Origin of the sequence: Mucilaginibacter sp. OK283 (assembly GCF_900110415.1) — a bacterium.
Taxonomy (GTDB): Bacteria; Bacteroidota; Bacteroidia; order Sphingobacteriales; family Sphingobacteriaceae; genus Mucilaginibacter.
On sequence record NZ_FODR01000005.1, the window covers coordinates 50504 to 76064 of the forward strand.

The following is a 25561-nucleotide window of genomic DNA, read 5'->3' on the forward strand; positions in this document are numbered from 1 at the left end:
AACACCGGGCTACTTAAACGTTAAGTTTGTATTAATAAAAAAGGCAACCGGGTGTACGCCGGCGCCTGTAAGCTGGTACATTTCGCCGGTTTTTACCAGGTTGTTTTAGTGAAATTTACATTGCCTTTTCGTGATGATGTTACCGCAATTCCCCTTTCATCGTTGCCAATAAATGAAAATCCTTCCAGCTCATCGGCCCGGTTAATATAATCAACCTGGCTAAGTACTACCTGCTTACCGGCTTCTATAGATTTTTTGAGGTCGACGTAGGTAAAACGCCATTGCCGTCCCTCAATTTTATTTTGGATAAGCACTAGCACGCCTTTATCGGCTATCCAGTGCAGGTTTTGCACCCAGGGCTTGCACGTAAATTTTTTGTAAAGCACACCCGCCTCTTTTGTGTTTGTTGCTTTTGCCAACTTCTGCGGATCATATAATCTTACCTCGTTTCCATGGTCGCCATAATCGGCGGTGGCCACATACCACTTATTATTATATTTAACATACTCGGGGCGGGTGCCTTGTATACAGGCGTCATCATCAATGGTATTGAGCAGGCTGGCATCAAGCGTACCGGTGCTCAACAGTGCTTTCCAATCAACACAATAAATAACGGCTCGCCATTTGGTGCCTTCGGCGTTAAGGCGGATGGAGTTACCAATAAAAGTAGGGCCGGTAGCATTATAGGCTATCCCGGTAGGGTGGTTAATTACATCCTGTCCGTTTTTGGTAAGCTTTACTTCTTTATGCTGATAAACCAGGCTATCGCCCTCCATTGTAAACTCGCGGATCATGCCTATCTCGCGGTCACCGTATAAAAATATGCGGCCGTTTTGGTACGATATCCCCTGACAAGCGCCCAAAGAATCGATAGTGATTGAGCGTTGGAGCTGATGATCAATATTGCCGGTTGTCAGGCTCCCGATACCTAATATTACAGCGACTATGGTTAAAGTAATTTTTTGCATATGTTGAATGTTTATCGTGGGTCAAGTGGCTCGTCGGGATCGATTTGTTTGGCATCTTCAACCGGGTAGTATTCAACCTCGGTTTCCGAGTTACGTTTGGCCAGTTTGTAAGGCACGTAGTTCAGTTCCTTTTGACAGCGGGCATCCATCGTCATAATAAAATCGGTTTGCGATTTATCTGTTACCACAATACCGGGCTTATTGGCCGGGATGCCGTATTTATAGATAAGCCTGGCGCTGTTACGCATGTTGGTAGTAGTATGGCGCGCATGCGGCTCAATGATGATGGCATTTTCGGGGATGCGCAAGGTTTTCACCAGGTAAACCTTCATCTCCTGGGCTTCGTTGTATTTGGTTTTGTAGGGATGCACTTTGCCGCCGGATACGATGATGAACGGCGCTTTACCCAATTTATATTGCTGAACAGCCAACCTACACCGCAGCATGCCTTCGCCGCTTAAAGGCGATGTTAAATTGTCGGGCCCTGCACCGGGTACCAGGATGTTTGAGTACGGATAAGCAGACCATTTAATACTTTTTATCCTGTTGACTGCAGCCTTATTCGCCCCAAATTCCATAGGCTCGTAGTTGGCAGGATCCTGCCGCTCATTTATCTGCAGATAAAGCAGCGCAGCCTGCATCGATGGCTCAAAAAACAAACGCGTATTTTTAACATCGCCAATTAAGGTAGCAGTAACATCATACATCAACGTATGATAAGCCTTTGCATGAACATTGTAACTGATAGAATCTATTTGCGGATAGTTAGGTTTTTTGCCTTCGGCGTATACCGCGATGGTATAATTAACACTGCCGGCATCCTGTTCCCAGGCCTTCTGCAAGAGCTCGACATTGGGCAGTTTTTTATATAAATTATACGCGCCGGATGGAATCAGCTTTGTTTTTACCAACTTGTCCAAAGCGTTGCCTGGTTTATAAAGCGCGGTAAGGCGCCCGGTAACTAACCGAATCTCATCGTCTGTAAGTTTCACAGCAGCGGTTAAGCACGATGCATCGCCGCAATCGGTAAGAGAGGTATTAAGCCTGCTCAGTTTTTGTTGCGCCAGCTGCGCCAGTTGGGCATCGTTTTTAAGTAATAAACTTACCTGGTTATCCTGCTCAAAAAGGGAAAGCAAGTAGTAGTTTTTAACCTCCACGTAGTCGGTTGATGCTCTTTTAATACCGGCTGTCAAAGGTGCCTGGGCATAATTGCTTAACCAGCTAAGGCACAACAGCGATAATACTATAATTTTTTTCATAGGCGCTTTTTTTACAAAGCGTAAAGAAAACCCTCCTAATTAAACTTAAGATTAACTCCAGGTAACAATCTCATAGATAGTTTGGGTGCTGGGAGCAAGTAAAGTATTACGAATGTAAATAGTTGGCCAGGTTTGGAGTGGTCGCGTTGTGATTTGCTTTCAGTGTCTGCTACACCCTCACAAACCACTTCCCGTTAAACTTATAAACAACCCGCTTGCTGCCAACCTTCCCATCACCTGATACCACAGGCATCGAAATGGTGCCCGAGGCTTTATCATAATCTATGCTGAATTTCTGCTCGCCGTTCAACTCGTCGACCTTACCGCATATCAACACGTTTTCAAGCGTTTTGCCTGTTTGTACCAGTTTGATGTTATCGTTAACCCCGCCGTTCTCTATTGTCATAAACCGGAGGCTGTACTCGGTAAGCAGGCCGCCAAATGCTACGCGTTGGGCTATGTAGTAGGTTTTGTCGCCTGCAGCCAGGGTGTTAATTTTGTAAATGGTATAATCGGGTACTAAATCGTGCGGAGGCTTCACGTGCCTGGCCAGCACCTTGCCGTTAACCCTGTACTGGTACACATTGTTAAACCAGGGCATCGACCGCCTCCTGTTCCTGTCGTACGAGTAAATGCGCAGGTTGCCATCGTCCGAGGTTGAGATATATACCGCGCTCGTTTCGCTCAAATTTTTAAACGGGTAACCGATAGTTTTGGGCAGCTGCCGGGTATATTTCATCAACAGCCTTTCAAAAAGTTCCATCCTGGCTTCCTTTTGATCATCGGTGTACCGCTCCGGAACATTTTCGTAAACATCGGCCAGTTGCTTATCTATGGCCGTCAAACTCTGGCCAAAACAACGTGTTAATGTGAGCAGGAGCAGTAAGGTTAGGGGTAGTTTCATGGGTTTATTGGTGATTTATAAACGTATTTGTTGAGGAAATATTTTGGGGTAGTAATTGGCGAGGGGGGGGAGTAAAAAATTAATAGTTGCGTCTTCTATTAACGGCAATGTCGTGCTTGCGTGCCTATAGGATGGTGGTACTTGATTCTTGATCTGATCTAAAAAAATCACAGGTCGGCAATCGCTCAATTCCATTTATTAAGACTGTGCCAGGGCGGCAAGAGGGGAAGATTTTATATTAAATTTTCTATCTTGCAATCACAAAAGTCGAATCATATGATTTACATTTACCGGCTAACATCGATCTTGAAATTTGGTAAACATAAAGGTAAAACTATCAAGGACGTAGCAGAGGGAGATGTATTTTATATTGATTGGAATTTACGAGAGAATGATTCATTCACTATTGATTACGAGGTTGAAAAATATATCGAGGAATTGAAAGGAGTCGGAAAATCACCAGGACTATCTGTTTATGGTAAAATGCGCATTGATGATAAATTTAATTCTATGGACGCTGATGAATCTGGATTAATTGTTTAGCTAAACGGAATGATAAACATGAGTTATCAAGCTTTAAAGCAAAAGGAGGTAGCCAGATGGAGGTATAAACCTTGTTTTGAAAGAATCTCTGCACTCATTCCTAACCCCATAAGGCTTGCGACAAATGGGTTGCAACACCTAATATTCGTCGTCTTCATCAAAACTGATTCTTTTTCCATAGGTCTTATGTAGTGCCTCAATAGCGTTTTGCATATCCATTTTTCTATAGATCTCTCTTAAAGACCGAAAAGCATAGTTTTTATGTTTTTCGATTTGTAACGACATTGTCAATAATTTTATCGCTTTGTCAAGTTTATGGTTTACATAAAATTCATATTCGCCTGACATAGTGCGATAGATGTCATTTGCTTTTTTATTGAAACTTTTGTTGACAGTATCTAGAAGCATATTCAATTCCTCTACATCAGCCGCAGTTAATTTATATTTCTTAACCAAACACGTAAAATATGCTTGGGCATGTAAGATATTAGTTCGGAATCGATAAAAATTTTCCTCTGCTAGATTTAAAGCTTTGATATATTCACCTTGATTCAAATATACATTTACTAGTTCCCTTTTAGTTTTTGAGTGGTCTTTATCAATTTCTAAAACTTTTAAATAACAATCCTCTGCTTCATCCATTTTATTACCGTTTCTATAGTAAAAGCCTAATAAAAAGAAATAACTTTTGTGGGACCCATTTTCATTCTTGAAATAGTTTATTTCATTGAAAAAATTCTCGTTTTGTCTTCGAGAACAAGCTAAACAAAACCAATACCGGGCTTCTCTGATGATTTGATCGTCGAAATGCGATGAGTTTTCGAGTAATTGAGTAGCCAATTTGATAGCAGTATCATATTTGCTATTTGTATACTCTCTTACAATAGATTTTATGACAAATGATGGTAAAAAATATTTAGGAGGTATAGTTTTACCATTGTGAATCATATTTTGTAACGTGAATAGAAATTCGGAATAGTCATTTTGAATTTGGGAATCTAAATTTTTTGATAATGACTCAACTACAAGTTGTTTAAGTTTATCATTATATTCGTTTTTTAACGTTAATCTTGAGCGACTTATATAGTCAGCTATAGCGTTGTTTAATTTTATATATTCAAAACCTGAAAACATGAAATTAAAGACAGATAAATCAAAAAGTTTTTGAATGGAAGCATTTACTGCCTCTTCATCTCCTAAGATTTTACAAACATACTCAATATGAATAATTTCAAACTTTGATAAGACGACCAATACTTGTTGAGTAAATTCATCGTTTTTGAAGAATTCGAATATGGAAAGCGCCATCAAATCAGAATATTCAACAATATCCTCTATATGTTTTTTTGCTTCAAGTAAATTTGTATGAGCAATTAGTTGAGCGGTATATATGATTTGGGCTGGTAGGCCCTTTAAATGTTCCAAAAAAAATGTTTTGTCAACAGAAGTTATTTCAATTTTTAGAGCATTTAAATATTGAAGAAATAATGTAGTTGTGTCCGACGTTGATAGTTCTGGAACTCGAAAAACTTCAACATTTCCTAATTTCATCACTTTGAATCCATCAGGTTTATATTTGGATATCAAACAAAAACAAATCTGATTTGAAAATTCTTTAAAGCTTATTAATTTTTCAAACCAGCCCACGAACTTGTTATTAGGAAGAATGATGCTTCCTTCGTCTACTATGAATAAAACCTCATTGTTTTGTGTAAAAAGTTCCACTATGCTTTTTGCTATCAGGATTTTGTTATCTAAGGTTTCTTCTGCAAGATTTTTTTTATATATACTCTGTTGTGGATTAATCAAATTAAGTTTATAAATAAAATCTTCAATGCTTTCTTTTGAATCGAAGGGAATTATTTCTGGTTCGTATAATTTATTTACGATGTTGGTTTTAATTAAGGCATTTTTTAAAAAGGTTCGCCTACCCATACCTTCAAAGAAGTTATAGGCAATTATGCAGGTAGGTTTTTTGTTATCAATATTTATTATCTTTTTTTCAAATTCAGCGGAAAGATCGTATCGACCAACGAATAGGTCGCTTAACTCGTGGATTGTGCTATTCTTTTTATATTCAACCTCCCTTAATATTTGTTTGATTTTTCGTAGTATCAAAACTTCGTTATCAAGTTTTTGTAAATTATAAGGTTTCCTGATCCATTTAGGAATACGTAAATCTTGGTATGTTATATTTTTATCAATTATTATTGGGTACACACGTTCAATGATGCCCTTATCAATATTTTTTTTTGCCGTAGAGATTTCATCTTTTACCCACTTAGATTCTAATGCTTTTTCAGATATAAATAGTACGAAAATATCAGTTGTATCTAATGCACGAATAATTTCCTCTAATGTTTGTTTGCCAATCTCAAATGTAAAACGATCATAATGACAATTGTTTTTTCCTAATTGAGTAGCAATTTTTTCTATTAAAGGTTTGTCACTGGAACTGTGCGAAAGAAAAGCCTTGGCCATAATTGTTTAGTGTTTTTTAAAGTTATTTATATTTATCGGTATGGCAATAAATAATACATCCGTATTTTAAAATGATCATTAATTTGAGCATATAGATTTCTGCTATGTCATCCTAATTATTGGTTCCGTTCCCGTCCTCGCTGGGTCTGTCGTAGAGGCCTCAGCGGTCGTACAAAGCCGGTTGCAATCCCAAAGCCGCGTTTATGCGAGGGCACAGTGTTAAGGATTAGTTTAAAAGTTTCGCCCATCGCTCCATCCCATCGCTCATCTCCATTATAAAGCAATTATAACTACCTTAATATTAACGATAACCGCTACCGTTTAATTGGGGCTTTGAGAATACTTTATCTTCCACGTTGTACCATCTGTAAACGATACCTCTGTAGGCCAGGCAATCTTTATTTTTTTCGCGTCTCTACTAAGTACGCTCCAGGTACCATCGTCAGAATGTCCGGGCTTTAATGCATCGTCGGTAAAGCCTCCTCCAAAACCCGCGGCATATGAATTCCCAAGATCAGCAGGTTCATTAAAGGCATTGACGCCGTACCAGTTAAACTTAATTGCAGCAATTGTTTTACCAGATACATTCTTGTATTTGAGATATACATTTCGATACGATGAATACTCCTCTTTAACGATTTTTGCGCTTAATACTTTAACAGGTGCTTTATAGAGGCCAATGGTATCAAGCAAAGCTTTAGCCATTGTAGCATCAACCATCTTTTTCACGTGTTCATCGGAACTTTCGCCATATTTAGCTTTTGAAAAGCTATCTAATTCCATCTTCTTTTGAAGTTCTGTTTTGGGTGTTGCTTGCTCACAAGAAGTAAGTATGAATAGCAGTGCAATAGTTGAAATTAATGCGGAAAGTTTCATGTTGTGATTGATTTGGTCATAATAGGCTAAAGTTATACAACAATGCCGAAATTACAACTGAAATACAAGTGGAAGACGTAAGGTTAATTAAGCCGATAAATCCATGCGGAATAAGAATAGTTCCCGTCCCCGAGGGGCTCTCGTAGAGGACCCGGCGGTTGTACAAAGCCGGTTGTAGCCCCAAAGCCACGTTTATGGAGGATGTTCGGGTAATTAGTTTAAAAGTTTATCGGTTTCATCAAATTCGTATCTGTCCAAAAGTCGCGATAATCTGTTATCTTCACAAAATCATGCGGTTTTTTTAAAGTAATAGAATAAGAATAGCCGGTGCCTGAATGTTGCCGGTAGCTAAATCGATTTTTAGCTTCTCCTAATTTATCCCGATGTTGTGTAAGTCGGGTCAGCGTTAAGGACTGAATCCACAAAATCATGCGGTTTTTTAAAGTAGTAGAATGAGAATAGCCAGTGCCTGAATGTCGCCGGTAGCTAAATCGATTTTTAGCTGCTCCTATAATTTACCACGATGTTGTGTTATAACCGTTTTCGCGTTAAGGACTGCAATGGATACCGGCCGCGGGAGAGGGCCTGAGTGTCGGACGCGCTTAATGCCTTGTGCGCGTATGAATGGAAGGCCTGGCCCCAACTTCTACCGGTTGGGGAAACGCCCGTAGTTTTTTTGTATGATTTTTTGCAAAATACTAAGTAAAAAATTGATCTTTTTACCTGTTTTTGTGCAGTAATTTGATGTTTTTACCATCATTCCCGCATAGGAGAATGAAAAAACAAAAGTGTTCGGGGAAGAGATTTGTAGTTGATTTTTTCGCTCCCCGAACACCCAACCAGGCTCGCTCAAAAGCGAACACCTGTACAAGCCGTTTTATTATTTTACACGCTCGATATATTCGCCGGTGCGGGTATCAACTTTTACTTTATCGCCCTGGTTGATGAACAATGGTACTTTTATTTCCACACCATTTTCGGTAGTGGCCGCTTTTAATGCACCTGATGAAGTATCGCCTTTAACGGCCGGCTCGGAGTAGGTAATTTCCAGCTCAACAAAGTTGGGCGCCTGGGCCATAATAGGTTCTTCGCTCTCGATAGAAACGATAACATTCATCCCCTCCTTTAAAAACCTTGCCGATGGGCCAAATAACGATTTGGGGATGCTTAGCTGATCGTAAGTGGTATTATCCATAATTACCATGTAATCACCTTCCTCGTAAAGGTATTGGTAATCATTGGTTTCTACACGGCAAATTTCAACCTGTTCGTCGGTTGCTAAACGGGCCTCTACAATTTTTCCGGTTTTTATGTTACGAAATTTATCTAAGTAGAAAGCTCCGCCTTTACCCGGTGTACGATGCAGTACTTCGGTAACCGTTACCAATTCGCCGTTGTAGCGTAAAATGTTTCCTACTTTAATTTCAGATGCCTTTGCCATGAAAATATAATTATAAAATTTGTGCGCAAAGATATACGCTTTTTTGGGTTTCGCTGTTTCTTAATTTTTGCATAGGTAATTGCGATATATAAAATACCCAATCGCGCCCTTATTACACAATAATAGTAGAAGTATTTCCACAAGCTGTTGCGTAAATAAAATTAAAGTGCTGTTTTATTTATTTTAATCAACATGTAACTTTTGGTACTGTAATTGAGTATAAATTAATATCCTTCTCAAAGGATTGTTTTTCATAGGTAGATGTAGGGCCGATCAAAAAACTGCGAGAGTTTTTCGGCCCTTTTTTATGAAACAAGGTTTTTGAAAAGATATCGGCCGAATTGTTATTAACTATTTGATTGTATCAACGCCGTTACCGCTGCCCGGTAAGCTTCGCCTATAGGAATCTCTTTTTCGTTAATAATAACCGCCGTTTTATTGATAGCTTCAATTTTTTGCGCATTAATAAAAAAAGATTTGTGAATGCGCATAAAATGCGATGGCCATTTTTGTTCTACATTTTTGAAGCTGAGCCGCACAATGGCCGGCTTTTTATGGCCTGTAAAGTATATTTTAACATAATCGCGTAAACCTTCCAGGTATAGCACTTCGTCAAAAGTAATTTTAACAACGGTGTACCCTGCATTTATATAAGTGTAGTTTAAGGCAGGCGGGTTCAGAGCGTATTTTAACGCCTTAAGTTCGGCAAGCTCTTTTGCTTTGTTACAGGCCTGCATAAACCTATCCATGGGTACCGGTTTGGTAAGGTAATCAACCACATTTAACGCAAAACCATCTAAAGCATATTGCTTGTAGGCCGATACAATGATAACCAACGGTTTTTTAATTAGGCTGTTTATAAACTGAAGCCCCGTCATCCCGGGCATCTGGATATCTACAAATATTAAATCGATGTCGTTTTCCTGCATGGCTTTATTGGCCGAAAATCCATCGTCGCAGGCGGCTTGCAGGTTTAAAAACGGAATTTTGCTTATGTTATCGGCAAGTAAACTTAAGGCAAGCGGCTCATCATCAATTGCAATACAATTTATCATGCATCTAATTTTAGTATCAGGTTAACTTCAAAGCAATTGTTTTCGCTTTTGATGCTTAACTGATGTTTGTTTTCATACAACAGGTTTATTCTGCGGCTCACGTTGGCTATGCCTATGCCCGACGATTCGTCTTTCGGCGCGGTATTTAAAGCATTATATTTGTTGATAACCGTAAAATTTAAAAATCGTTCATCGGTAACTAACTCAATGATAATACGCGGGTCATCAATGGAACCAACCCCATGCTTAAAGGCATTTTCAACAAACGGGATTAACAGCATCGGTTCAATCAGCTGGTTTTTATTCAGGATGGTAAATGAAGTCTCTACCTTAACTTTTTTGCCAAACCGCTGCTTTTGCAAATCAATATAATGGTTAAGGTATTCTTCTTCAACCTTAATGTTCACTTTCTCTTCATCGGTATGGTAAAGCATGTATTTCATTAATCCCGAAAGTTTCATTACCGTAGGCTCCAGCTCGGTGCTATTTAACCTTACCAGCGATACGATGTTGTTAAGTACATTAAATATAAAGTGGGGGCTTATTTGCGACCGTAAGAAAGACAACTCGGTTTTTAATTTCTCTTTATCCTTTTCGCGCAGCTTTTCCTGATAGTCAAGCAAGCCGTTTATGGTAGTGTAGGCCAGGCTTGCCGCCATGGTGAGTAAAAACGCGGGCAGCCGCAGCCAGCTGGTGCGCAGCAGCCCATAAGGCAGGTCTATCTCCAGCCAGTTATAAATATGATGGTATACAAACAGGTAAATGGCATAAATTGAAAGTACAGCCAGCACATAGTAAGGGTATTTACCCTTCATGAACAAATGAGGGATAAGAATTAAGCTGTTGAAATAAAAAGCGGCTATCCAATAAATATAACCCACATAATCAAGCTTAATAAACCCGCTCATTTCTTTGCCTGTAAACGTGCGGGAAGGCAATACGTTGATTGAATGCATGATGTATGGTAAAGCCATCAGAACAAGCCAAACGCATACATGCGCCCAAATCCTGAATTTTTTATTGTACAAATTCAAACCTATTATATTGTTTTTATCATGCATGGCTAAAGTACATTTATAAAAGGTTTAATAAAATTATATACATAAATGCAGTATTATTTTTACAATACAAATAGTAACAAATAGGAAACAATCGATTGTTGATGTTTAAACATGTGATTGCCTTGTTGGTACATACTAATTCATTATGAAATATTCACACAATTGCTATTGGTGTTAAAATTATCCAGATTTTATACCTGAAACTGGTTTTAAATGGTTTTTTGGCGGTTTTTTAAACTCTTGCTAATATATAACATCCCCGCAAGTTCTGGCATCCCTGCGCTCTTAAAAGCAAAAATATTTTTGTCGCATTATTTACCTGTTTGGTCTTACAATAGGTATGTTTTGTCGCTTTATTAAAATCTATAATTCTATTATTTTATTATTTGTGAACAATTATAATAAACCGGAGCATTTACCTGGGGCGCGCAAATCGTGTGGCCTCTTTTACATAAGTAAACATTTTTAACAGGCGCCTTTTGTGCTCCTGATGATCGGGATAAGGAATTAGCGATACACGTGTATTGACGAACTGATTTTACGGTTTTGCGCAGCTAAAACTGTAAATCAACAAGGTTGATAATATCGGTATCTGAAGAGCTTAAATGATTTAGTAAACGTGTCATTTGAGAATTAGTTGATCAATATCACTTGAGAAATGATATTGGATTTGCGTTCCGGGGTGAGATCCGGAACGCATTATTTAACAGCTGATTAATAGGTGATTACGCGTTTTGTTTGCAATCAATAAATAACCAAATATATATCAATTAAATCTCAAATTCATGTTTAAAAGTTTACTCCTAAAAGGGAGATTCCTGGGTGTGCTGTTATGCTGCCTGGTATCTTCGGTGGTAGTTACTGCCCAAACAAAGTACAAGGGAAAGGTTATCGCCAGCGATGACAAATTACCTATTATTGGCGCCTCGGTACGGGTAAAAGGAGCCGCGACAGGTGCCATTACCGACGTTAATGGCGATTTTACCCTCTCGTTAAGTCCGGGCAACACATTGGTCATATCCTATATAGGCTATGTTACCAAAGAAATTACCGTTGGTACCGATGTTAATTTAAACATCACCCTAATTGCCGGTAACAATACCCTAAACGAGGTGGTAGTAACAGGTTACGGCAGCCAGCGAAAAAAAGACCTGGTAGGTGCGGTAGCCGTAGTTGATGTAGCCGCCGCCAACAGGCAGCCAACATCATCGGTAGAAAACCAGTTGCAGGGCCAGGCAGCGGGTGTTACCGTTATTGCATCGGGGCAACCGGGCGAAAACCCTTCAGTAAAAATTCGCGGTGCCAATACGTTTGGCAACAACCAGCCGCTATATGTTGTTGATGGTGTACCCACTACAAACGTAAGCGACATTAACCCCAATGATGTGGCCAGCATGCAGGTATTAAAAGATGCAAGTTCGGCATCAATATACGGTGCACGTGCGGCTAATGGTGTAATTGTTATTACCACTAAAAAAGGTAACGGTAAGGTAAGCGTATCATATGATGCTTATTACGGTACCCAGGTACCTAAAGGCGGCAATGTGTTTAACCTGTTAAATCCGCAGGAAATGACCAGCCTGAGAACGCTGGCCATACAAAATACCGCTGCTTTAAAAGGAATACCGGTTGATTTAAGCAGCAACCTTTATGGCCCCAATGGCAATGTATTGCCCGATTATATTAGCGCGGGCAGTACAGGCCCTTATGGCGTTCATGACGGCGACCCAGCTGTTGATCCATCAAAGTATAACGTTAATCCCTTTTATACCTCTGGCGATCCATCGGGCTTTTACCGTATTACAAAGGCCAACAAAGCAGGCACCGACTGGTATCATGAAATATTTAAATCGGCCCCCATACAAAGCCATAACCTGGCTTTAAGCGGCAGTTCAGACCTGGCCACTTACTTGTTCTCCATGAACTATTACAACCAGAAGGGCACCCTGATAGATACTTATGATAAGCGTTATACCGTAAGGGCAAATACCAGCTTTAATGTATCTAAACACATCAGGGTAGGCGAAAACTTATCATACTCGGTAACAGAAAATCCCTTGATCAATGAAAATGACGAGGGTTCTGGTATTGGTATGGCTTTTCGCGAGCAGCCTATAATTCCTGTATATGATATTGCAGGTAACTATGCCGGCTCAAATACAGCAAACTTAGGTAACGCCCGTAACCCGGTGGCTATACAGCAACGTACCGGCAATAATTATGGAGCTTATAACCGGCTGTTTGGTAATGCCTTTGCCGAGGTTGATTTCCTGAAATACTTTACCTTACGCACCCAGTTTGGTGGCGAGTATTATTCTGATTATAACCACAGCTTTACTTACCCGGAATACGAGAACTCTGAAAACAACACCACCAACTCATACTCGGAGAACTCATTTAACGGCTACAACTACACCTGGACAAATACTTTAACCTATCACCAAACCATTCGTAAACACGATATTAAATTACTGGTAGGTACAGAGAATTACAAAAACAGGTACGAAACCTTAGGCGCCACCAATACCGGTTACTTTACCTTTGATAAAAATTATACCACTATAACAACAGGTACCGGTACGCCAACTGCTTATAGTACAATACAAAGAGATAAGCTACAATCGCTGATTGCGCGTTTAGATTATACTTTTAATGATGAGTTCCTGTTAAATGCAACGCTCCGTCGTGATGGTTCATCAAGGTTTTTAACCTACCAATATGGCTGGTTCCCGGCAGTAAGTGCAGGCTGGCGTATATCGCAGGAGAGTTTCCTGAAAAAGGCAGCATGGATAAGCGATTTGAAGATCCGCGGTGGATACGGTGTAATGGGTAACCAGATCAATGTGGACCCATCCAACGCATTTACCACATTTGGCGCAATTAAAACCAATTCATATTATGATATTGCCGGTACATCAACCAGTACAGTTGCCGGTTTTACCCAAACCAGGATAGGTAACCCCGATGCTAAATGGGAGCTTGATAAAAACTTAAATATTGGTTTTGATGGTTCGTTTTTTAACCAGAAATGGGATATATCTGCCGATTATTACAAAAAGATCATAACCGGCTTGCTATTCAATCCAAACCTGCCAGGTACTGCGGGCTCTGCAACAGCGCCATACAGCAACGTTGGAGCTATGAATAATACGGGTTTGGATATTGCCATTGGCACGCATCAAACCCTGGGTCATGATCTGAAAATGAACGCTTCATTAACGTTTACTACTTATCATAATGTTATTAAGGCCGTTACGGTAGGTCAGCCTTACTTCGACCAAAACTCAGGCCGTTTTAATGGCAGCTCCATTATACGTAACCAGGTAGGTGGCCCTGTGGGCGGTTTCTTCGGTTACAAAACTGATGGTTTCTGGAATTCGCAGGCCGAAATTGATGCAGCCAATACAAAAGCAGGGGGTACTTATCAAACCGATGCCGCTGTTGGCCGCTTTAAATATGCCGATGTAAACGGCGATGGTAAAGTAGATGCCAGTGACCGTACATTGCTTGGAAATCCTAACCCTAAATTTACCGGCGGTTTAAATCTCGATTTTACCTATAAAAACTTCGATCTGAATATGTTCTGGTATGGCTCGTACGGCAACAAGATTTGGAATGATGTAAGATGGTGGACAGATTTTTACGCCAATTTTGCGGGTGCAAAAAGCAAAACAGCTTTGTATGATTCATGGACGCCTACCCATATGAATGCCAAAGCACCTATCCAGGAAATTGATGGCTCTTTTAGTACCAATACTGTACCCAACTCTTATTATGTAGAAAACGGCTCATATCTGCGTTTAAAAAACCTGCAGATAGGTTACAAGTTTGCACCTAACCTGATCAAATCAATTGGTTTAAGCAGCGCACGTATTTACTTATCAGGAGCTAATTTAATTACCATAACCAAGTACTCCGGCGTTGATCCCGAGATTGTGGGTGGCGGTACAACCAGTAACACCAACAGCAGTACCAACTTTGGTGTTGATAGGGGTAACTACTCGCCAAGCCGTACTTATTTATTAGGTGTACAAGTTAAATTTTAATTAAAGATTTTATGAAAAATATCATACGTTTATCAGTTTGTACTTTAGTTATAGCTGGTATAGTTCAAAGTTCATGCAAAAAGTCGTCTCTTGACCAGCCTGCATTGGGTGCGTTAAGTACGGCGCAAATAACAACGGCGGCAGGTGTAGATGGCCTTTTGATTGGCGCATATTCGGCGCTCGATGGCCAAAAAGGCGGCAACGTTGCTTTTGGTGGCGGTAATCCCTGGGAAGCATCACCCGATAACTGGATATATGGCAGCGTGGCCGGTGGTGATGCTCACAAAGGCAGTTCCGGTATCGATCAGCCTGCTATCAACTCTATAGCAACATTTACGGTTGATGCCAGTAACGGTTTTTTAAATACAAAATGGATCGCCGATTATGAAGGTGTAACAAGGGCAAACAACGTGTTAAAAGCGGTAGCAGCGGTTACAAGCATATCTGCTGCCGATAAAGCAAATATTATTGGGCAGGCCAGGTTTTTACGCGGTCATTATTATTTCGACTTGAAAAAGATGTTTGGCAACGTGCCTTATATCGACGAAACCACAACCAATTTTGTGCAGCCCAATACCACAGATATATGGCCAAAAATAGTTGCCGATTTTGCATTTGCCTACGCAAACTTACCGGCAACGCAAACACAGGTTGGCAGGGTGAACAAATGGGCAGCAGGTGCTTACCTGGCTAAAACCTATCTGTACCAAAAAGACTATACTAATGCCGATAAAACATTTACCGAAGTTATTACCGGCGGAACAAACTCGGCAGGTGTTGCTTATGGTTTAACAGATAATTACGAGGATAACTTTAACGCGGCAACCAAAAACAATAAGGAAACCGTTTTCGCAATTCAGCAGGCAGCAAATGACGGTACAGGGACTATCAGTGAAGCTAATAACGGCGATATGCTGAACTACCCGTACAACAGCCCTTTTGGATGCTGCGGATTTTTTCAGCCTACTGAAGATCTGGCTAACTCTTTCCGTACCGATGCTACCGGCTTACCTTATTTAGATGACTACAACAGCCACGCTGTAGTTAACGACCAGGGCATTGCATCAACTGCTGCTTTTACACTTGATGCCGGCAACCTTGACCCACGTTTAGACTGGACAGTTGGCCGCCGTGGTATTCCGTATCTTGACTGGGGTAATCACCCTGGTCAAAACTGGATTCGCGAACAAAGCTCGGCTGGTCCGTACTCGCCTAAAAAGAATGTTTATTACCAGGCTACGAAGGGTACTTTAGGCGATAGCCATACCTGGGCGCCGGGTAATGCAAACCAGGTTAATATTATCCGCTTTGCCGATGTATTGTTAATGGCGGCCGAAGCCAAAGCACAATTGGGCACCGGCGATTTGGGTTTATCATACGTAAACCTGGTACGTGCAAGGGCAGCTAAACCGGCAAGCATAGTGTACACTTATAAAGATGCAGCCAACCCAATGGGCGGCTATACTACCACACCGGCTGCAAAGTATGTAGTAAGCCAGTACCCTGCCGGTTATTTCTCGGGCAAAGCAGTGGCATTAAAAGCTATTTATTTTGAACGGAAGCTGGAGTTAGGTATGGAAGGCCATCGGTTTTTTGATATCGTTCGCTGGGGTACAGCCCAGCAGTCATTGGCAACTTATTTTGGCTACGATGGCAAAAACATAACCGATGTTACCGGCGCGCATTTTACAGTGGGTAAAAATGAGGTTTATCCAATTCCGCAGGCACAAATCGACCTGGAATCAACCGGATCATCATCTGCGTTGAAACAAAACCCAGGTTATTAATATTGTTTATTTTTGATAAAACAAAAAGAGGTGGCATTAGCTGCCTCTTTTTGTATGTAAAAATACAGGCACTTTCATCAACAAAATTTAGCAGCCGGTTATGAGGTTTAGCAAACATTACATTTTAACATCAACCTTATTTTTATTTACAGCAGTTGTTTGCCTGGTATCTTTTAATTGTAACAGCCCCCAACCGCATGTGGTTGCAACAGATGGAAAAAGTTTGTCGGCTACCTATTGTAAAAACTGCCATCAATATCCCGAACCACGGCTGCTTGACCAGGAAACCTGGACAAAACATGTACTGCCCGCAATGGCCCCCCGTTTGGGCATAAAAGTTTATGCCGATGATCAATACGTAAACGACCTGTCGGCAAAATCGGCGGTATCCTATGACGATTGGTTAAAAATTGTTGATTACTATACCAAAGCATCACCAAAGAAATTGATGCCCGCAAGGGTTCCTGTTACCCCGTTAAAAGATTGGGCCAATTTCAGTTTAATAAAGCCTGCCCACGATGTGCCTTTGGCAACAACTACCATGGTGGCATTTGATACTGCGGGGCAGCGTATTTATACCAGCGACAGGATGAATAGCAGTATTTTCCAGTGGTCAAACCAGCTGAAGCTATTATCAACCGTTAAATACCCTTCGCCCGCGGTTGATGTGCAATTTGGTAAAGATGATAAAGGCGGCGGGCAAAGCGTTTTTACTTTCATCGGTTCGATGGATGCCGTTGATATAGCCAATGGTTTTGTAAAACAAGTGGATTTAAAATCCATAAACTATCAAAAAGAAATTCAGATTGCCGATAAATTGCCAAGGCCAATACAATCCGTACCGGCCGATATTAATAAAGACGGTTTGCAGGATTGGGTGGTATGCGGATTTGGCCATAATTTGGGGGGCTTGTACTGGTATAAGCAATTGGCCGGCAACCAGTTTGAAAAACACACCATCAGCAACATGCCCGGTGCCGAGCACGCCGTTATTGGCGATTTTAACCACGATGGCTGGCCTGATATAGCTTGCTTATTTGCCCAAGCCGATGAAGGCGTTTGGCTGTTTTTGAATGACCACAAAGGAGGTTTTACAAGCAGGAATATGTTGAGGTTTCCCCCTATGTACGGCTCAAGCAGTTTTCAGCTGGTTGATTTTGATAACGACGGGCAGTTGGATGTTTTATACACCAGTGGCGATAATAGCGATTATTCAAAAATATTGAAACCCTTCCACGGCGTTTACATATTCCTTAACCAAGGCAATTTTAAATTTAAGCAAGCTTATTTTTATCCCGTAAACGGAGCCACCAAAGCCATAGCTGCCGATTTTAATGGTGATGGCAAGCTGGATATAGCGCTGATTGCCTTTTTCTCAGACCTGAAGAAGAACCCCGGCGAAGGTTTTACCTATTTTGAGCAGGACAGCCCCTTGCATTTTATACCCCACAACCTGCCTATATATAATCGGGGGCGCTGGATTTGTATGGATGTTAAAGATTACAACGGCGATGGCAGTCCGGATATTATTTTAGGCAATTTTTCGATGGGTTTTATTAATGATGCAACTGTAAACCCAAGTTGGGATATTCACACACCGTTTATTGTATTAAAAAACAATAATAAATTTTTAAACAGACATTAGTACAACTTGTCTGCTGTTCTTATATGAAATGATTGATTCTTAAACAGCTTCAATCACCCTAATCCCATCCTCACCGGCAATAATGGCTTTAGTGGCCATCTTATAAAACAAAGAATGTTCAACAATACCCGGTATCATTTTTACCTTGATGTTTAACTCATCCAGCGGTAAAAGCTCCGCGAAAAATACATCAACCAGCATGTTACCGTTATCTGATACCACCGCGCCATCCTTCTGGCTGCTAATACGCTGATTAGTTTTGGCACCCGGAAAATCTGCGGCGAGTCGTTTTAATACGATTTGCAACGCGGCGGGCAAAACTTCGATAACCAGGGGGTAGGTGGTATCCAGCTTATCTGTATATTTTCCCGCATCGCCAATCAGGATAAATTCATCGGCCATTGATGCCAGGATCTTTTCGGTAGTGTGGATGCCCCCGCCGCTTTTAAGGGCGTTCAGTTGTTTATCAAACTGGTCGCACCCATCAAAATAAATATCAAGGCGGTTTAACAGCGCAGGCGCCATTACCCTTAAACCGTTTTGGGCAAGCATAGCTGTAGTGTTAAAAGATGACGATGTGAAGGTAACCGATGCCGTAAGTTCATCATCAGCGGCAGTCAGGGTAACCAGGTGGGCAATGGTACTGCCCGCTCCTAAACCTATGGTTTGGTGAGGTTTAATGAATTTTACGGCTGCTTTTGCCGCCTCAAGTTTTAAATCGTTCATAAGTGTAAGCTAAACAGAGATTTTGAATTAAAAAAAATATATTTGGATCGCTTTCCAAAGCTTTAATATATCCTTAAATTTAAATTAATATCATTGGCGTTACTTTACCCCTATAAAAAAGGCTTGTGAAACAGTATTCGGATGCTCAACTTTTATTGGAACTGCAAAGCGGGAATGATTGTGCATTTCAGGAAATTTATGAGCGTTACGCCGATAAACTGATAGCCTTTGCTCTTAAAAAAACGCAGAATGAAGACGAGGCGATGGATATGGTGCAGGAACTCTTCCTATCGGTATGGAAAAACCGCTACACCATACAGGTAAACGGCCCGCTGGAGGCTTACCTGATTGTATCGGTAAATTACATGGCCTACAAGTGGTTCAAAAAGCAAAGTAAACAACCACAATCATTAAATGATTTTATGGAGTTGCCGGATATGGCCGAGGACAGTACCGCCCAAAAATTATCATTTGCCGAACTAAGCTTTTTAATAAACCGCGAAATTGCCGATATGCCCGAAAAAATGCGCCAGGTTTACCTGTGCAGCCGCGAGCAGGATATGAACGGGCAGCAAATAGCTGCAGAATTAGGCATATCGCACCAAACCGTGCGTAACCAGATTAGCAGTGCCCTGGGCCGGTTAAAAAAAGCAGTTCATCATTATTATAACGTCATCCCGCCCGATAAGCTCAGCGAATTTTTGCTGCTGATAATTTTTTTACGGTTGTTATAGTACATAGCCCCTCCTGCAGTCACTTGGTAAGTATAAAGGCTTATAAGTGAAAGAAAAGGAAATAAAAAAACTACTTGATAAATTTAACGAAGGCAAATGCACCGACGAAGAGTTAGCGTATTTGCAAATGCTGATGCAGGATTTAAACCGCCGGCAGGATGCGCCGCTTCCTGTGGGGCGTTTAAAGCAGGCCCTTTGGGATAAAATACAAGCGCAAACCGTTAACCAGCCCCGCATAACCCGTTTAAACACCGCCTGGTTAAAAGTAGCCGCCGTTGTCTTAATTGCCCTGTTTGCCGGTATTTTGGGCTACCGCATGTTTACGGGCCCTAAACCTGCAGAGGTAATTGCCTACCAGGTGATCACCGCGCCTAAAGGTCAAATGAAAAAAGTATTGCTGCCCGATAATACCCTTGTGCAACTAAACGCGGGCAGCGCCATCAGGTGCCCGGTTAAATTCGGCGCTGCTGTAAGGGAGGTAACTTTGCTAAACGGCGAAGCCTTTTTTGATGTAAAGCACGATGCCACAAAACCTTTCCTGGTTCACACGGCGGGTGTTACCACACAGGTGTTGGGTACCTCATTTAATGTTAAGTTTTACCGCGAGCTGCCAACCATACAAGTGTTTGTAAACAGCGGTAAGGTTGAAGTGCATGACAGGCAGCATACCTTAGGGATGTATACACCGCAGCAGCAGGTAACCTACAACAAACAAAACCAAAATTTTTCAAGACAAACCATTATTGGCGACCACGCCCTAAGCTGGATGCATGACGACCTGATTTTAGATAACGTTGAGTTTAAAGAGGTGACCGTTTACCTGCAAAACAGGTACAACGTCAATTTTAAATACGCGGGTAAAAGGTTGAGCAGGCAGCATTATTCGGTTAGGTTTTCAAATAAGTTAACCATTAACCAGGTGCTTGATATTTTGCAGTTTATTGATGGCCGTAAATACCGGCTTAACGGGGATGTAGTAACTATTAAATAATAGATATAAAAGAAAACCAATGCCTGCTACTAACAAGCACTGGCTTATTAAGTGTAACTGCCCAGACTAAACCCAGACAGGCGGTTACTAATCACTTTTAAAAACAAATGTATGGAAAAATCTTTATCCCAGATTTCAAGAAAGTTAATGACCGCAATTTTATTGCTCTTAACAATTTTCGCAACGTTGATGCCGGGACAATCCCTGGCCGAGCGTAAAGCATCATTGATTGACCAGCCGGTAACTGTAAAGTTTGCCGATGAGACGATGGATGCATCGCTCGAAAAATTAAAAAAGGCCATGAACAACGTGGCCTTCAATTACAAATTAGATGATGTGGCGGCAGTTAAAGTAAAAGCGAGCACTTTTATAGGCAAGCCTCTAAAAGATGTATTAAATGCTTTAACCAGCAACACCCAATTGGAGTACCGCGAGAAATATAATACTATTATTATTTCGCGTAAAAAAGTGGTAAAAGTGCCGGCAAAAGTAGTGATAACCGGTACCGTGAGCGACAAAGACGGTCCTCTTGCAGGTGTTGCCATCCGCAGTAAAACATCGCAGGCCGGCACCTCAACAGATGTTAACGGTACTTTTAAAATATCGGTTGAGCAGGGCGAGGTACTGGTTTTTTCTTTTATCGGCTACAAAACCCAGGAGGTAGTTGCAGATCATTCACCGCTTGATGTTATTTTAAGTGCAGATATAACCGGCTTATCGGCGGTAGTGGTGGTAGGTTATGGTACGCAAAAAAAATCGGATGTAACCGGTGCTATAGGCTCATTAAAAGTATCAAATGTCAAAGATCGTTCGGTAGGTTCGGTTACCGAAATGCTGCAGGGGCAAATAGCCGGTGTTACCGTTTTAAATGAAGGTGGCGACCCAACATCCGGGCCTAGCATCAGGTTACGTGGACGAAGTTCAGTAAATAGCGAAGGTCCTTTGACCGTAGTTGATGGTACCATTTATAACGGTGGACCTATTGATCCTAATGATATCGAATCTATCGATGTTTTGAAAGATTCATATGCCGCTATTTATGGTGCCCAGGCAGCGGGCGGTGTAATTTTAATAACTACCAAACGCGGTAAACAAGGCAAAACCAATCTGGATATTTCGGTAAAAGGAGGCGAACAAAATGCACTTAAAATATTGCAGGCTTTAAATGCTGCCGAGTATGCCGACGCTATAAATACGGCATATGACAATGCTGGTAAAACGCGTCTGCCGGCTTTTGATGCCACTGTAAACCCCGATTCGCGCATTACCCGCACAAACTGGACTGATGCATTGTTCAGGACCGGCCATGTACAGGATTATAGCCTTAATATCAGTGGAGGTAACGAAAAATCAACATTCTTTGTGTCCGGAGGGTATCGTAAAAACGATGCAATTCTTTTAAACACTAATTCACTGCGCTACAATTTCAGGGTAAATTCTGATCACCAGATAAAAGACTGGCTTAAAATGGGCGAAAGCATGTCGTTCTCCTACAATAACGGCCAGGGGGCCAATACAACAAGCGCTTATACAGGTGCTATATTATCAGCCATATTTTATCCGCCCAACGCCTCAATTTATAATGCCGATGGCAGCTTTGGCGGTGTGCCTGCTGCTTATGCAGGTTCATATGGTGATGTTATAAATCCGGTTGCTTACTTAAAACGCCTGGATAACAGCGATGCGGTTACCAGCTTTACCATAAACCCGTACATAGAAGTAAGCATAATTAAAGGGTTAAAATTCCGCTCGAACCTGGCAGTTACCAAAAACATGGAGACTATCAAAAACTTCAGCACCAGGATACTGGAGCCGGGAAAAAAGTTTTTTGATAACTTCCTTTTCCAGGAACAAAATAATTCAAGGACGATACTTGCCGAGCAAACCTTAAACTTTGACAGGACATTTGGCCGTGATCACCACGTAACTGCTTTGGCAGGTTATACTTACCAGGATGATACGCAGGATTTTTTTAGTGTAAATACTGATAATTATTTGAGCGAAGATCCGGCATACCGGTACATTATAAATGGGACATTGAATCCAACAGGTGTTCCTTTGCAGGGCAATAAAAACGAAACGGCCCTCATCTCTTATTTAGGTAGGGTAGGGTACGATTATAAAGGAAAATACTTTGTGAACGGCATCATAAGGCGTGATGCTACTTCGAAGTTGAGCAGTAAAAACCGTACAGAAACGTACCCTGGAATATCTGCAGGATGGTTGATTAGTAAGGAATCATTTTTTCCGGCCGATGGTTTAGTGTCATTTGCAAAATTGCGGGCAAGTTATGGCCAGTCAGGTAATCTTGCTGGTTTGCCTTACTTTCCTACGTCGGTATCCTTAACCAAAACTGCGGGCTATTTGGGCAGCCCTGCCGCGGCAATAACAGGATCAGCAATTGATGGCCTGGCCAACCTTGACCTCAAATGGGAAAAAGCAACCCAAACAGATATCGGTTTCGATTTAGGTTTGTTAAACGGCCAGCTAAATGTTACCGGCGATGTATTTGTGAAAAAAAACACTCAATTTTTATTTCAACCACCGGTAGCGGCCGTTTTTGGTGTATCTAACCCGCCATTTGTAAACGGCGGCGAAATTCAGAATAAAGGTATCGAGTTATCGGTTAAGTACCAGAACAGTATTGGCCAATTGCATTATAACCTTGCCGCCAACGGATCATATATAAAGAACAAGATCCAGGATATTTTACCAGGCCAGCAAACAATTTTATCAAGTCCAACGGTGAGGGATAACCTGGTTCCGGTTCAATTGCAGCAAGGATACTCGCTGTACTCTTTCTTCGGTTACAAAACCGCGGGTTTATTCCAAACCCAGGATGAGGTAAACAACTATAAAGGTTCGTCGGGCGCACTTATCCAGCCAAATGCAAAACCGGGCGATATTAAATTTCTTGATTTAAATGGCGATGGTAAGCTTAGCGATGCCGATAAAACCTATTTAGGCACGCCGTTTCCTAAATTCAACTACGGCTTTACAGCCAACTTTAACTATGGCAACTTTGACCTGAGCGTGTTTTTACAGGGTATTGCCGGCAATAAAATTTTCAACGCCGTTAAATACACAGGTTTAAACGCGTCAATCCAAAATTATAACCTGCTGGCCGATGCTAAAAACGCCTGGAGCCCTACACATACCAACACCAGCATACCAAGGCTTTCGGCAAGTGATGCCAATGGCAACTTTGGTAACGTATCTGATTTTTATGTCGAAAACGGCTCTTACATGCGCATCAAAAATGTAACACTTGGTTACACCCTGCCAAAAACATTGATGACCAAAATAGGGGTGCGTAGTGCAAGGGTATTTGCCAACGCGCAAAACCTGGCCACATTTACCAAATATTCGGGCCTTGACCCGGAAGTTGGTATCAACCAAAACGGGGTCGATTTAGGTTTGTACCCACAATCGAGGATCATTTTAATAGGTATTAACGTAGGCTTATAACAACAAGGTATTAGAGAATTAAGGAGACAATTAAGATGAAATTTAAAAATATAGTTAAAGGCTTGTTAGGTGTAATGGTAATTATACTTGCGCAAAGCTGTAAAAAAAGCACGTTAGATAATATTAAGCCTACAGGTACGCCAACAAGCACCAACTTTTGGAAAAATGCAAGTGATGCCCAGGCGGCAGCTAATGGTCTTTACGAAAAACAAAGTAACAGCGAGGATTTGTACGGCCGCGGCTTCTTTTGGTTTATAAACGCCAGTGATGATATGGTAGTTGGCCGTACATCTGCCGATAGGGAAAATATCAAAAACTTTGTTTGTACCGGTAACGAAAGCAGTATTTATGCGCCATGGTCGTTACATTTTGTGGTAATGAAAAGGGCAAATGATGTTATAGCTAATGTGCCCGGCATCACTATGGATCAGGCTACCAAAAACTTTATATTGGGGCAGGCCTACTTTGTACACGCGGTTATGCACCTGGAAATTGCCGATTTATATGGTACCGATAAACAGGGAGCTCCCCTTCAAAACCGGGCTAATCCAATCGCGTTTCCTGTACAATTAGCTTCAGTTAAAGATAATTACGCTTACATAGAAGCCGATTTAAAGAAAGCGGCATCGCTGTTACCTTATTTTGATCAGCTTGCTGCCGCTGATAAGGGTAGGGCGCACAAAACAGCCGCATGGGCATACCTGGCCAAAACCTACCTGCACGCTAAGGATTATGCCAATGCCGAAAAATATGCCGATTCAGTTATTCTAAGTGGCAAACATGCTTTGTTAGCAAATTATGCGGATGTATTTAAAATAGCCAATAACTATAGTTCCGAGTACATTTGGTCGGTAGCCAGCAATTTAAACGGGCAAAGCATTTTGCCTGGTGCTATGCTGGAGAATAAAGGCTGGGGTTTATACAATGGTTTTGGCTACTATCAGCCCACAAAAGAATTGGTTGACGAATTTGAAACCGGCGATAAAAGGCTGGCAACAACTATTCTTAAAAACGGTGATACTTTCCAGTATTTTGGCCAAACGTATACTTACCCAATTGGTGGCAAAAGCAACAGCTTAACCGGTTACCAGTTTAATAAATACATGGAGCCGTTTAGCTATGCCGGCGGCATTCACGTAAGCCCTAATGGCGATGAGCCGTCGACAGATTTAAACGTTCCGTTATTACGCTATGCCGAAATTTTGCTCATTAAAGCCGAGGCTCAAATTATGCAGGGTAAAAACGGCGATGCAGCTTTAAACCTGGTACGTGTAAGGGCTGGGCTGGCACCAAAATCGGGTGCTACCATGGCTGATTTAAAACACGAACGCCGTGTAGAACTGGCAGGAGAGTGGAGCGACCGCAACTTTGACCTGGTGCGTTGGGGCGATGCACAGGCTACTTACGCCAAACCATTGCATGGAGCTAATGGATCTGTAGTGTGGAAAGCGCGTAATTTTGACCCGGCAAGGGATAATGTATGGCCTATACCGCCAAAAGATATCCAGATAAGCCAGGGACAGCTAAAACAAAATGCAGGCTGGTAAATAAATTTATACCTTTAAAACCGGGCAAC

At 41.3% G+C, this 25561-nt stretch carries 17 protein-coding genes; 8 read left to right on the plus strand and 9 right to left on the minus strand.

From position 1 onward, the window contains the following. Positions 1–92: 92 nt before the first annotated feature. The 3 genes from BMX56_RS13255 to BMX56_RS13265 form a co-directional block, all read right to left on the minus strand. Positions 93–968: a hypothetical protein gene (locus BMX56_RS13255; protein ID WP_090648212.1), complete on the minus strand. Its 876-nt coding sequence runs from the start codon at positions 966–968 to the stop codon at positions 93–95. Between the two features lie 11 nt (positions 969–979). Beyond that, on the minus strand, positions 980–2227 hold the full coding sequence (locus BMX56_RS13260) for a YdcF family protein (protein ID WP_090648218.1): 1248 nt from the start codon (positions 2225–2227) through the stop codon (positions 980–982). A gap of 169 nt (positions 2228–2396) precedes the next feature. Then, complete coding sequence (locus BMX56_RS13265) at positions 2397–3131, minus strand: hypothetical protein (protein ID WP_090648223.1); 735 nt, start codon at positions 3129–3131, stop codon at positions 2397–2399. 306 nt (positions 3132–3437) lie between these two features. On the opposite strand from BMX56_RS13265, the gene BMX56_RS13270 reads away from it, so the two are divergent. After that, positions 3438–3674, plus strand: a complete 237-nt coding sequence (locus tag BMX56_RS13270; RefSeq protein ID WP_090648227.1) for an exodeoxyribonuclease X C-terminal domain-containing protein — start codon at positions 3438–3440, stop codon at positions 3672–3674. Positions 3675–3812: 138 nt separating this feature from the next. Here BMX56_RS13270 and BMX56_RS13275 read toward each other — a convergent pair whose 3' ends face one another. From BMX56_RS13275 to BMX56_RS13295, 5 genes are all read right to left on the minus strand, one after another. Further along, positions 3813–6155: a toll/interleukin-1 receptor domain-containing protein gene (locus tag BMX56_RS13275; protein ID WP_090648231.1), complete on the minus strand. Its 2343-nt coding sequence runs from the start codon at positions 6153–6155 to the stop codon at positions 3813–3815. A 321-nt stretch (positions 6156–6476) separates the two neighbouring features. After that, positions 6477–7031: a hypothetical protein gene (locus BMX56_RS13280; protein ID WP_090648236.1), complete on the minus strand. Its 555-nt coding sequence runs from the start codon at positions 7029–7031 to the stop codon at positions 6477–6479. A gap of 880 nt (positions 7032–7911) precedes the next feature. After that, positions 7912–8472, minus strand: a complete 561-nt coding sequence (gene efp, locus BMX56_RS13285) for an elongation factor P (RefSeq protein WP_090648241.1) — start codon at positions 8470–8472, stop codon at positions 7912–7914. A gap of 347 nt (positions 8473–8819) precedes the next feature. Further along, positions 8820–9527: a LytR/AlgR family response regulator transcription factor gene (locus BMX56_RS13290; protein WP_090648247.1), complete on the minus strand. Its 708-nt coding sequence runs from the start codon at positions 9525–9527 to the stop codon at positions 8820–8822. Further along, positions 9524–10588 carry a sensor histidine kinase gene (locus BMX56_RS13295; RefSeq protein ID WP_090648253.1) on the minus strand — a complete coding sequence of 355 codons (1065 nt, stop codon included), beginning with the start codon at positions 10586–10588 and terminating at the stop codon, positions 9524–9526. Before BMX56_RS13295 ends, BMX56_RS13290 begins: the two co-directional genes overlap by 4 nt. 785 nt (positions 10589–11373) lie before the next feature. On the opposite strand from BMX56_RS13295, the gene BMX56_RS13300 reads away from it, so the two are divergent. The 3 genes from BMX56_RS13300 (at position 11374) to BMX56_RS13310 (ending at position 18066) form a co-directional block, all read left to right on the plus strand. Then, complete coding sequence (locus BMX56_RS13300) at positions 11374–14634, plus strand: SusC/RagA family TonB-linked outer membrane protein (RefSeq protein ID WP_090648257.1); 3261 nt, start codon at positions 11374–11376, stop codon at positions 14632–14634. An 11-nt stretch (positions 14635–14645) separates the two neighbouring features. Continuing rightward, a complete protein-coding gene (locus BMX56_RS13305; protein ID WP_090648261.1) occupies positions 14646–16421 on the plus strand; it encodes a RagB/SusD family nutrient uptake outer membrane protein in 1776 nt (591 codons plus the stop codon). A 100-nt stretch (positions 16422–16521) separates the two neighbouring features. Then, a complete protein-coding gene (locus BMX56_RS13310; RefSeq protein WP_090648265.1) occupies positions 16522–18066 on the plus strand; it encodes an FG-GAP repeat domain-containing protein in 1545 nt (514 codons plus the stop codon). Positions 18067–18105: 39 nt separating this feature from the next. Here the strand turns inward: BMX56_RS13310 and rpiA are convergent, their stop codons facing one another. Beyond that, on the minus strand, positions 18106–18792 hold the full coding sequence (gene rpiA / locus BMX56_RS13315) for a ribose 5-phosphate isomerase A (RefSeq protein ID WP_090648268.1): 687 nt from the start codon (positions 18790–18792) through the stop codon (positions 18106–18108). A 125-nt stretch (positions 18793–18917) separates the two neighbouring features. On the opposite strand from rpiA, the gene BMX56_RS13320 reads away from it, so the two are divergent. The 4 genes from BMX56_RS13320 (at position 18918) to BMX56_RS13335 (ending at position 25532) form a co-directional block, all read left to right on the plus strand. Continuing rightward, positions 18918–19526, plus strand: a complete 609-nt coding sequence (locus BMX56_RS13320) for an RNA polymerase sigma factor (RefSeq protein WP_090648271.1) — start codon at positions 18918–18920, stop codon at positions 19524–19526. Between the two features lie 46 nt (positions 19527–19572). Continuing rightward, the gene (locus BMX56_RS13325) at positions 19573–20517 is read left to right on the plus strand and encodes a FecR family protein (RefSeq protein ID WP_090648276.1); all 945 of its coding nucleotides are present in this window, start codon (positions 19573–19575) and stop codon (positions 20515–20517) included. Positions 20518–20706: 189 nt separating this feature from the next. Then, positions 20707–23985, plus strand: a complete 3279-nt coding sequence (locus BMX56_RS13330; RefSeq protein ID WP_177183802.1) for a SusC/RagA family TonB-linked outer membrane protein — start codon at positions 20707–20709, stop codon at positions 23983–23985. Positions 23986–24020: 35 nt separating this feature from the next. Next, positions 24021–25532, plus strand: coding sequence for a RagB/SusD family nutrient uptake outer membrane protein (locus BMX56_RS13335; RefSeq protein WP_090648285.1), 1512 nt, complete (start codon positions 24021–24023; stop codon positions 25530–25532). Positions 25533–25561 lie beyond the last annotated feature (29 nt).

Bases quoted from the DNA above. Each gene is read 5' to 3' on its own strand.
- BMX56_RS13255 (WP_090648212.1), bottom strand. From the start codon at position 968: ATGCAAAAAATTACTTTAACCATAGTCGCTGTAATATTAGGTATCGGG.
- BMX56_RS13260 (WP_090648218.1), bottom strand. From the start codon at position 2,227: ATGAAAAAAATTATAGTATTATCGCTGTTGTGCCTTAGCTGGTTAAGC.
- BMX56_RS13265 (WP_090648223.1), bottom strand. From the start codon at position 3,131: ATGAAACTACCCCTAACCTTACTGCTCCTGCTCACATTAACACGTTGT.
- BMX56_RS13275 (WP_090648231.1), bottom strand. From the start codon at position 6,155: ATGGCCAAGGCTTTTCTTTCGCACAGTTCCAGTGACAAACCTTTAATA.
- BMX56_RS13280 (WP_090648236.1), bottom strand. From the start codon at position 7,031: ATGAAACTTTCCGCATTAATTTCAACTATTGCACTGCTATTCATACTT.
- efp (WP_090648241.1), bottom strand. From the start codon at position 8,472: ATGGCAAAGGCATCTGAAATTAAAGTAGGAAACATTTTACGCTACAAC.
- BMX56_RS13290 (WP_090648247.1), bottom strand. From the start codon at position 9,527: ATGATAAATTGTATTGCAATTGATGATGAGCCGCTTGCCTTAAGTTTA.
- BMX56_RS13295 (WP_090648253.1), bottom strand. From the start codon at position 10,588: ATGCATGATAAAAACAATATAATAGGTTTGAATTTGTACAATAAAAAA.
- BMX56_RS13300 (WP_090648257.1), top strand. From the start codon at position 11,374: ATGTTTAAAAGTTTACTCCTAAAAGGGAGATTCCTGGGTGTGCTGTTA.
- BMX56_RS13305 (WP_090648261.1), top strand. From the start codon at position 14,646: ATGAAAAATATCATACGTTTATCAGTTTGTACTTTAGTTATAGCTGGT.
- BMX56_RS13310 (WP_090648265.1), top strand. From the start codon at position 16,522: ATGAGGTTTAGCAAACATTACATTTTAACATCAACCTTATTTTTATTT.
- rpiA (WP_090648268.1), bottom strand. From the start codon at position 18,792: ATGAACGATTTAAAACTTGAGGCGGCAAAAGCAGCCGTAAAATTCATT.
- BMX56_RS13330 (WP_177183802.1), top strand. From the start codon at position 20,707: ATGCCGGGACAATCCCTGGCCGAGCGTAAAGCATCATTGATTGACCAG.
- BMX56_RS13335 (WP_090648285.1), top strand. From the start codon at position 24,021: ATGAAATTTAAAAATATAGTTAAAGGCTTGTTAGGTGTAATGGTAATT.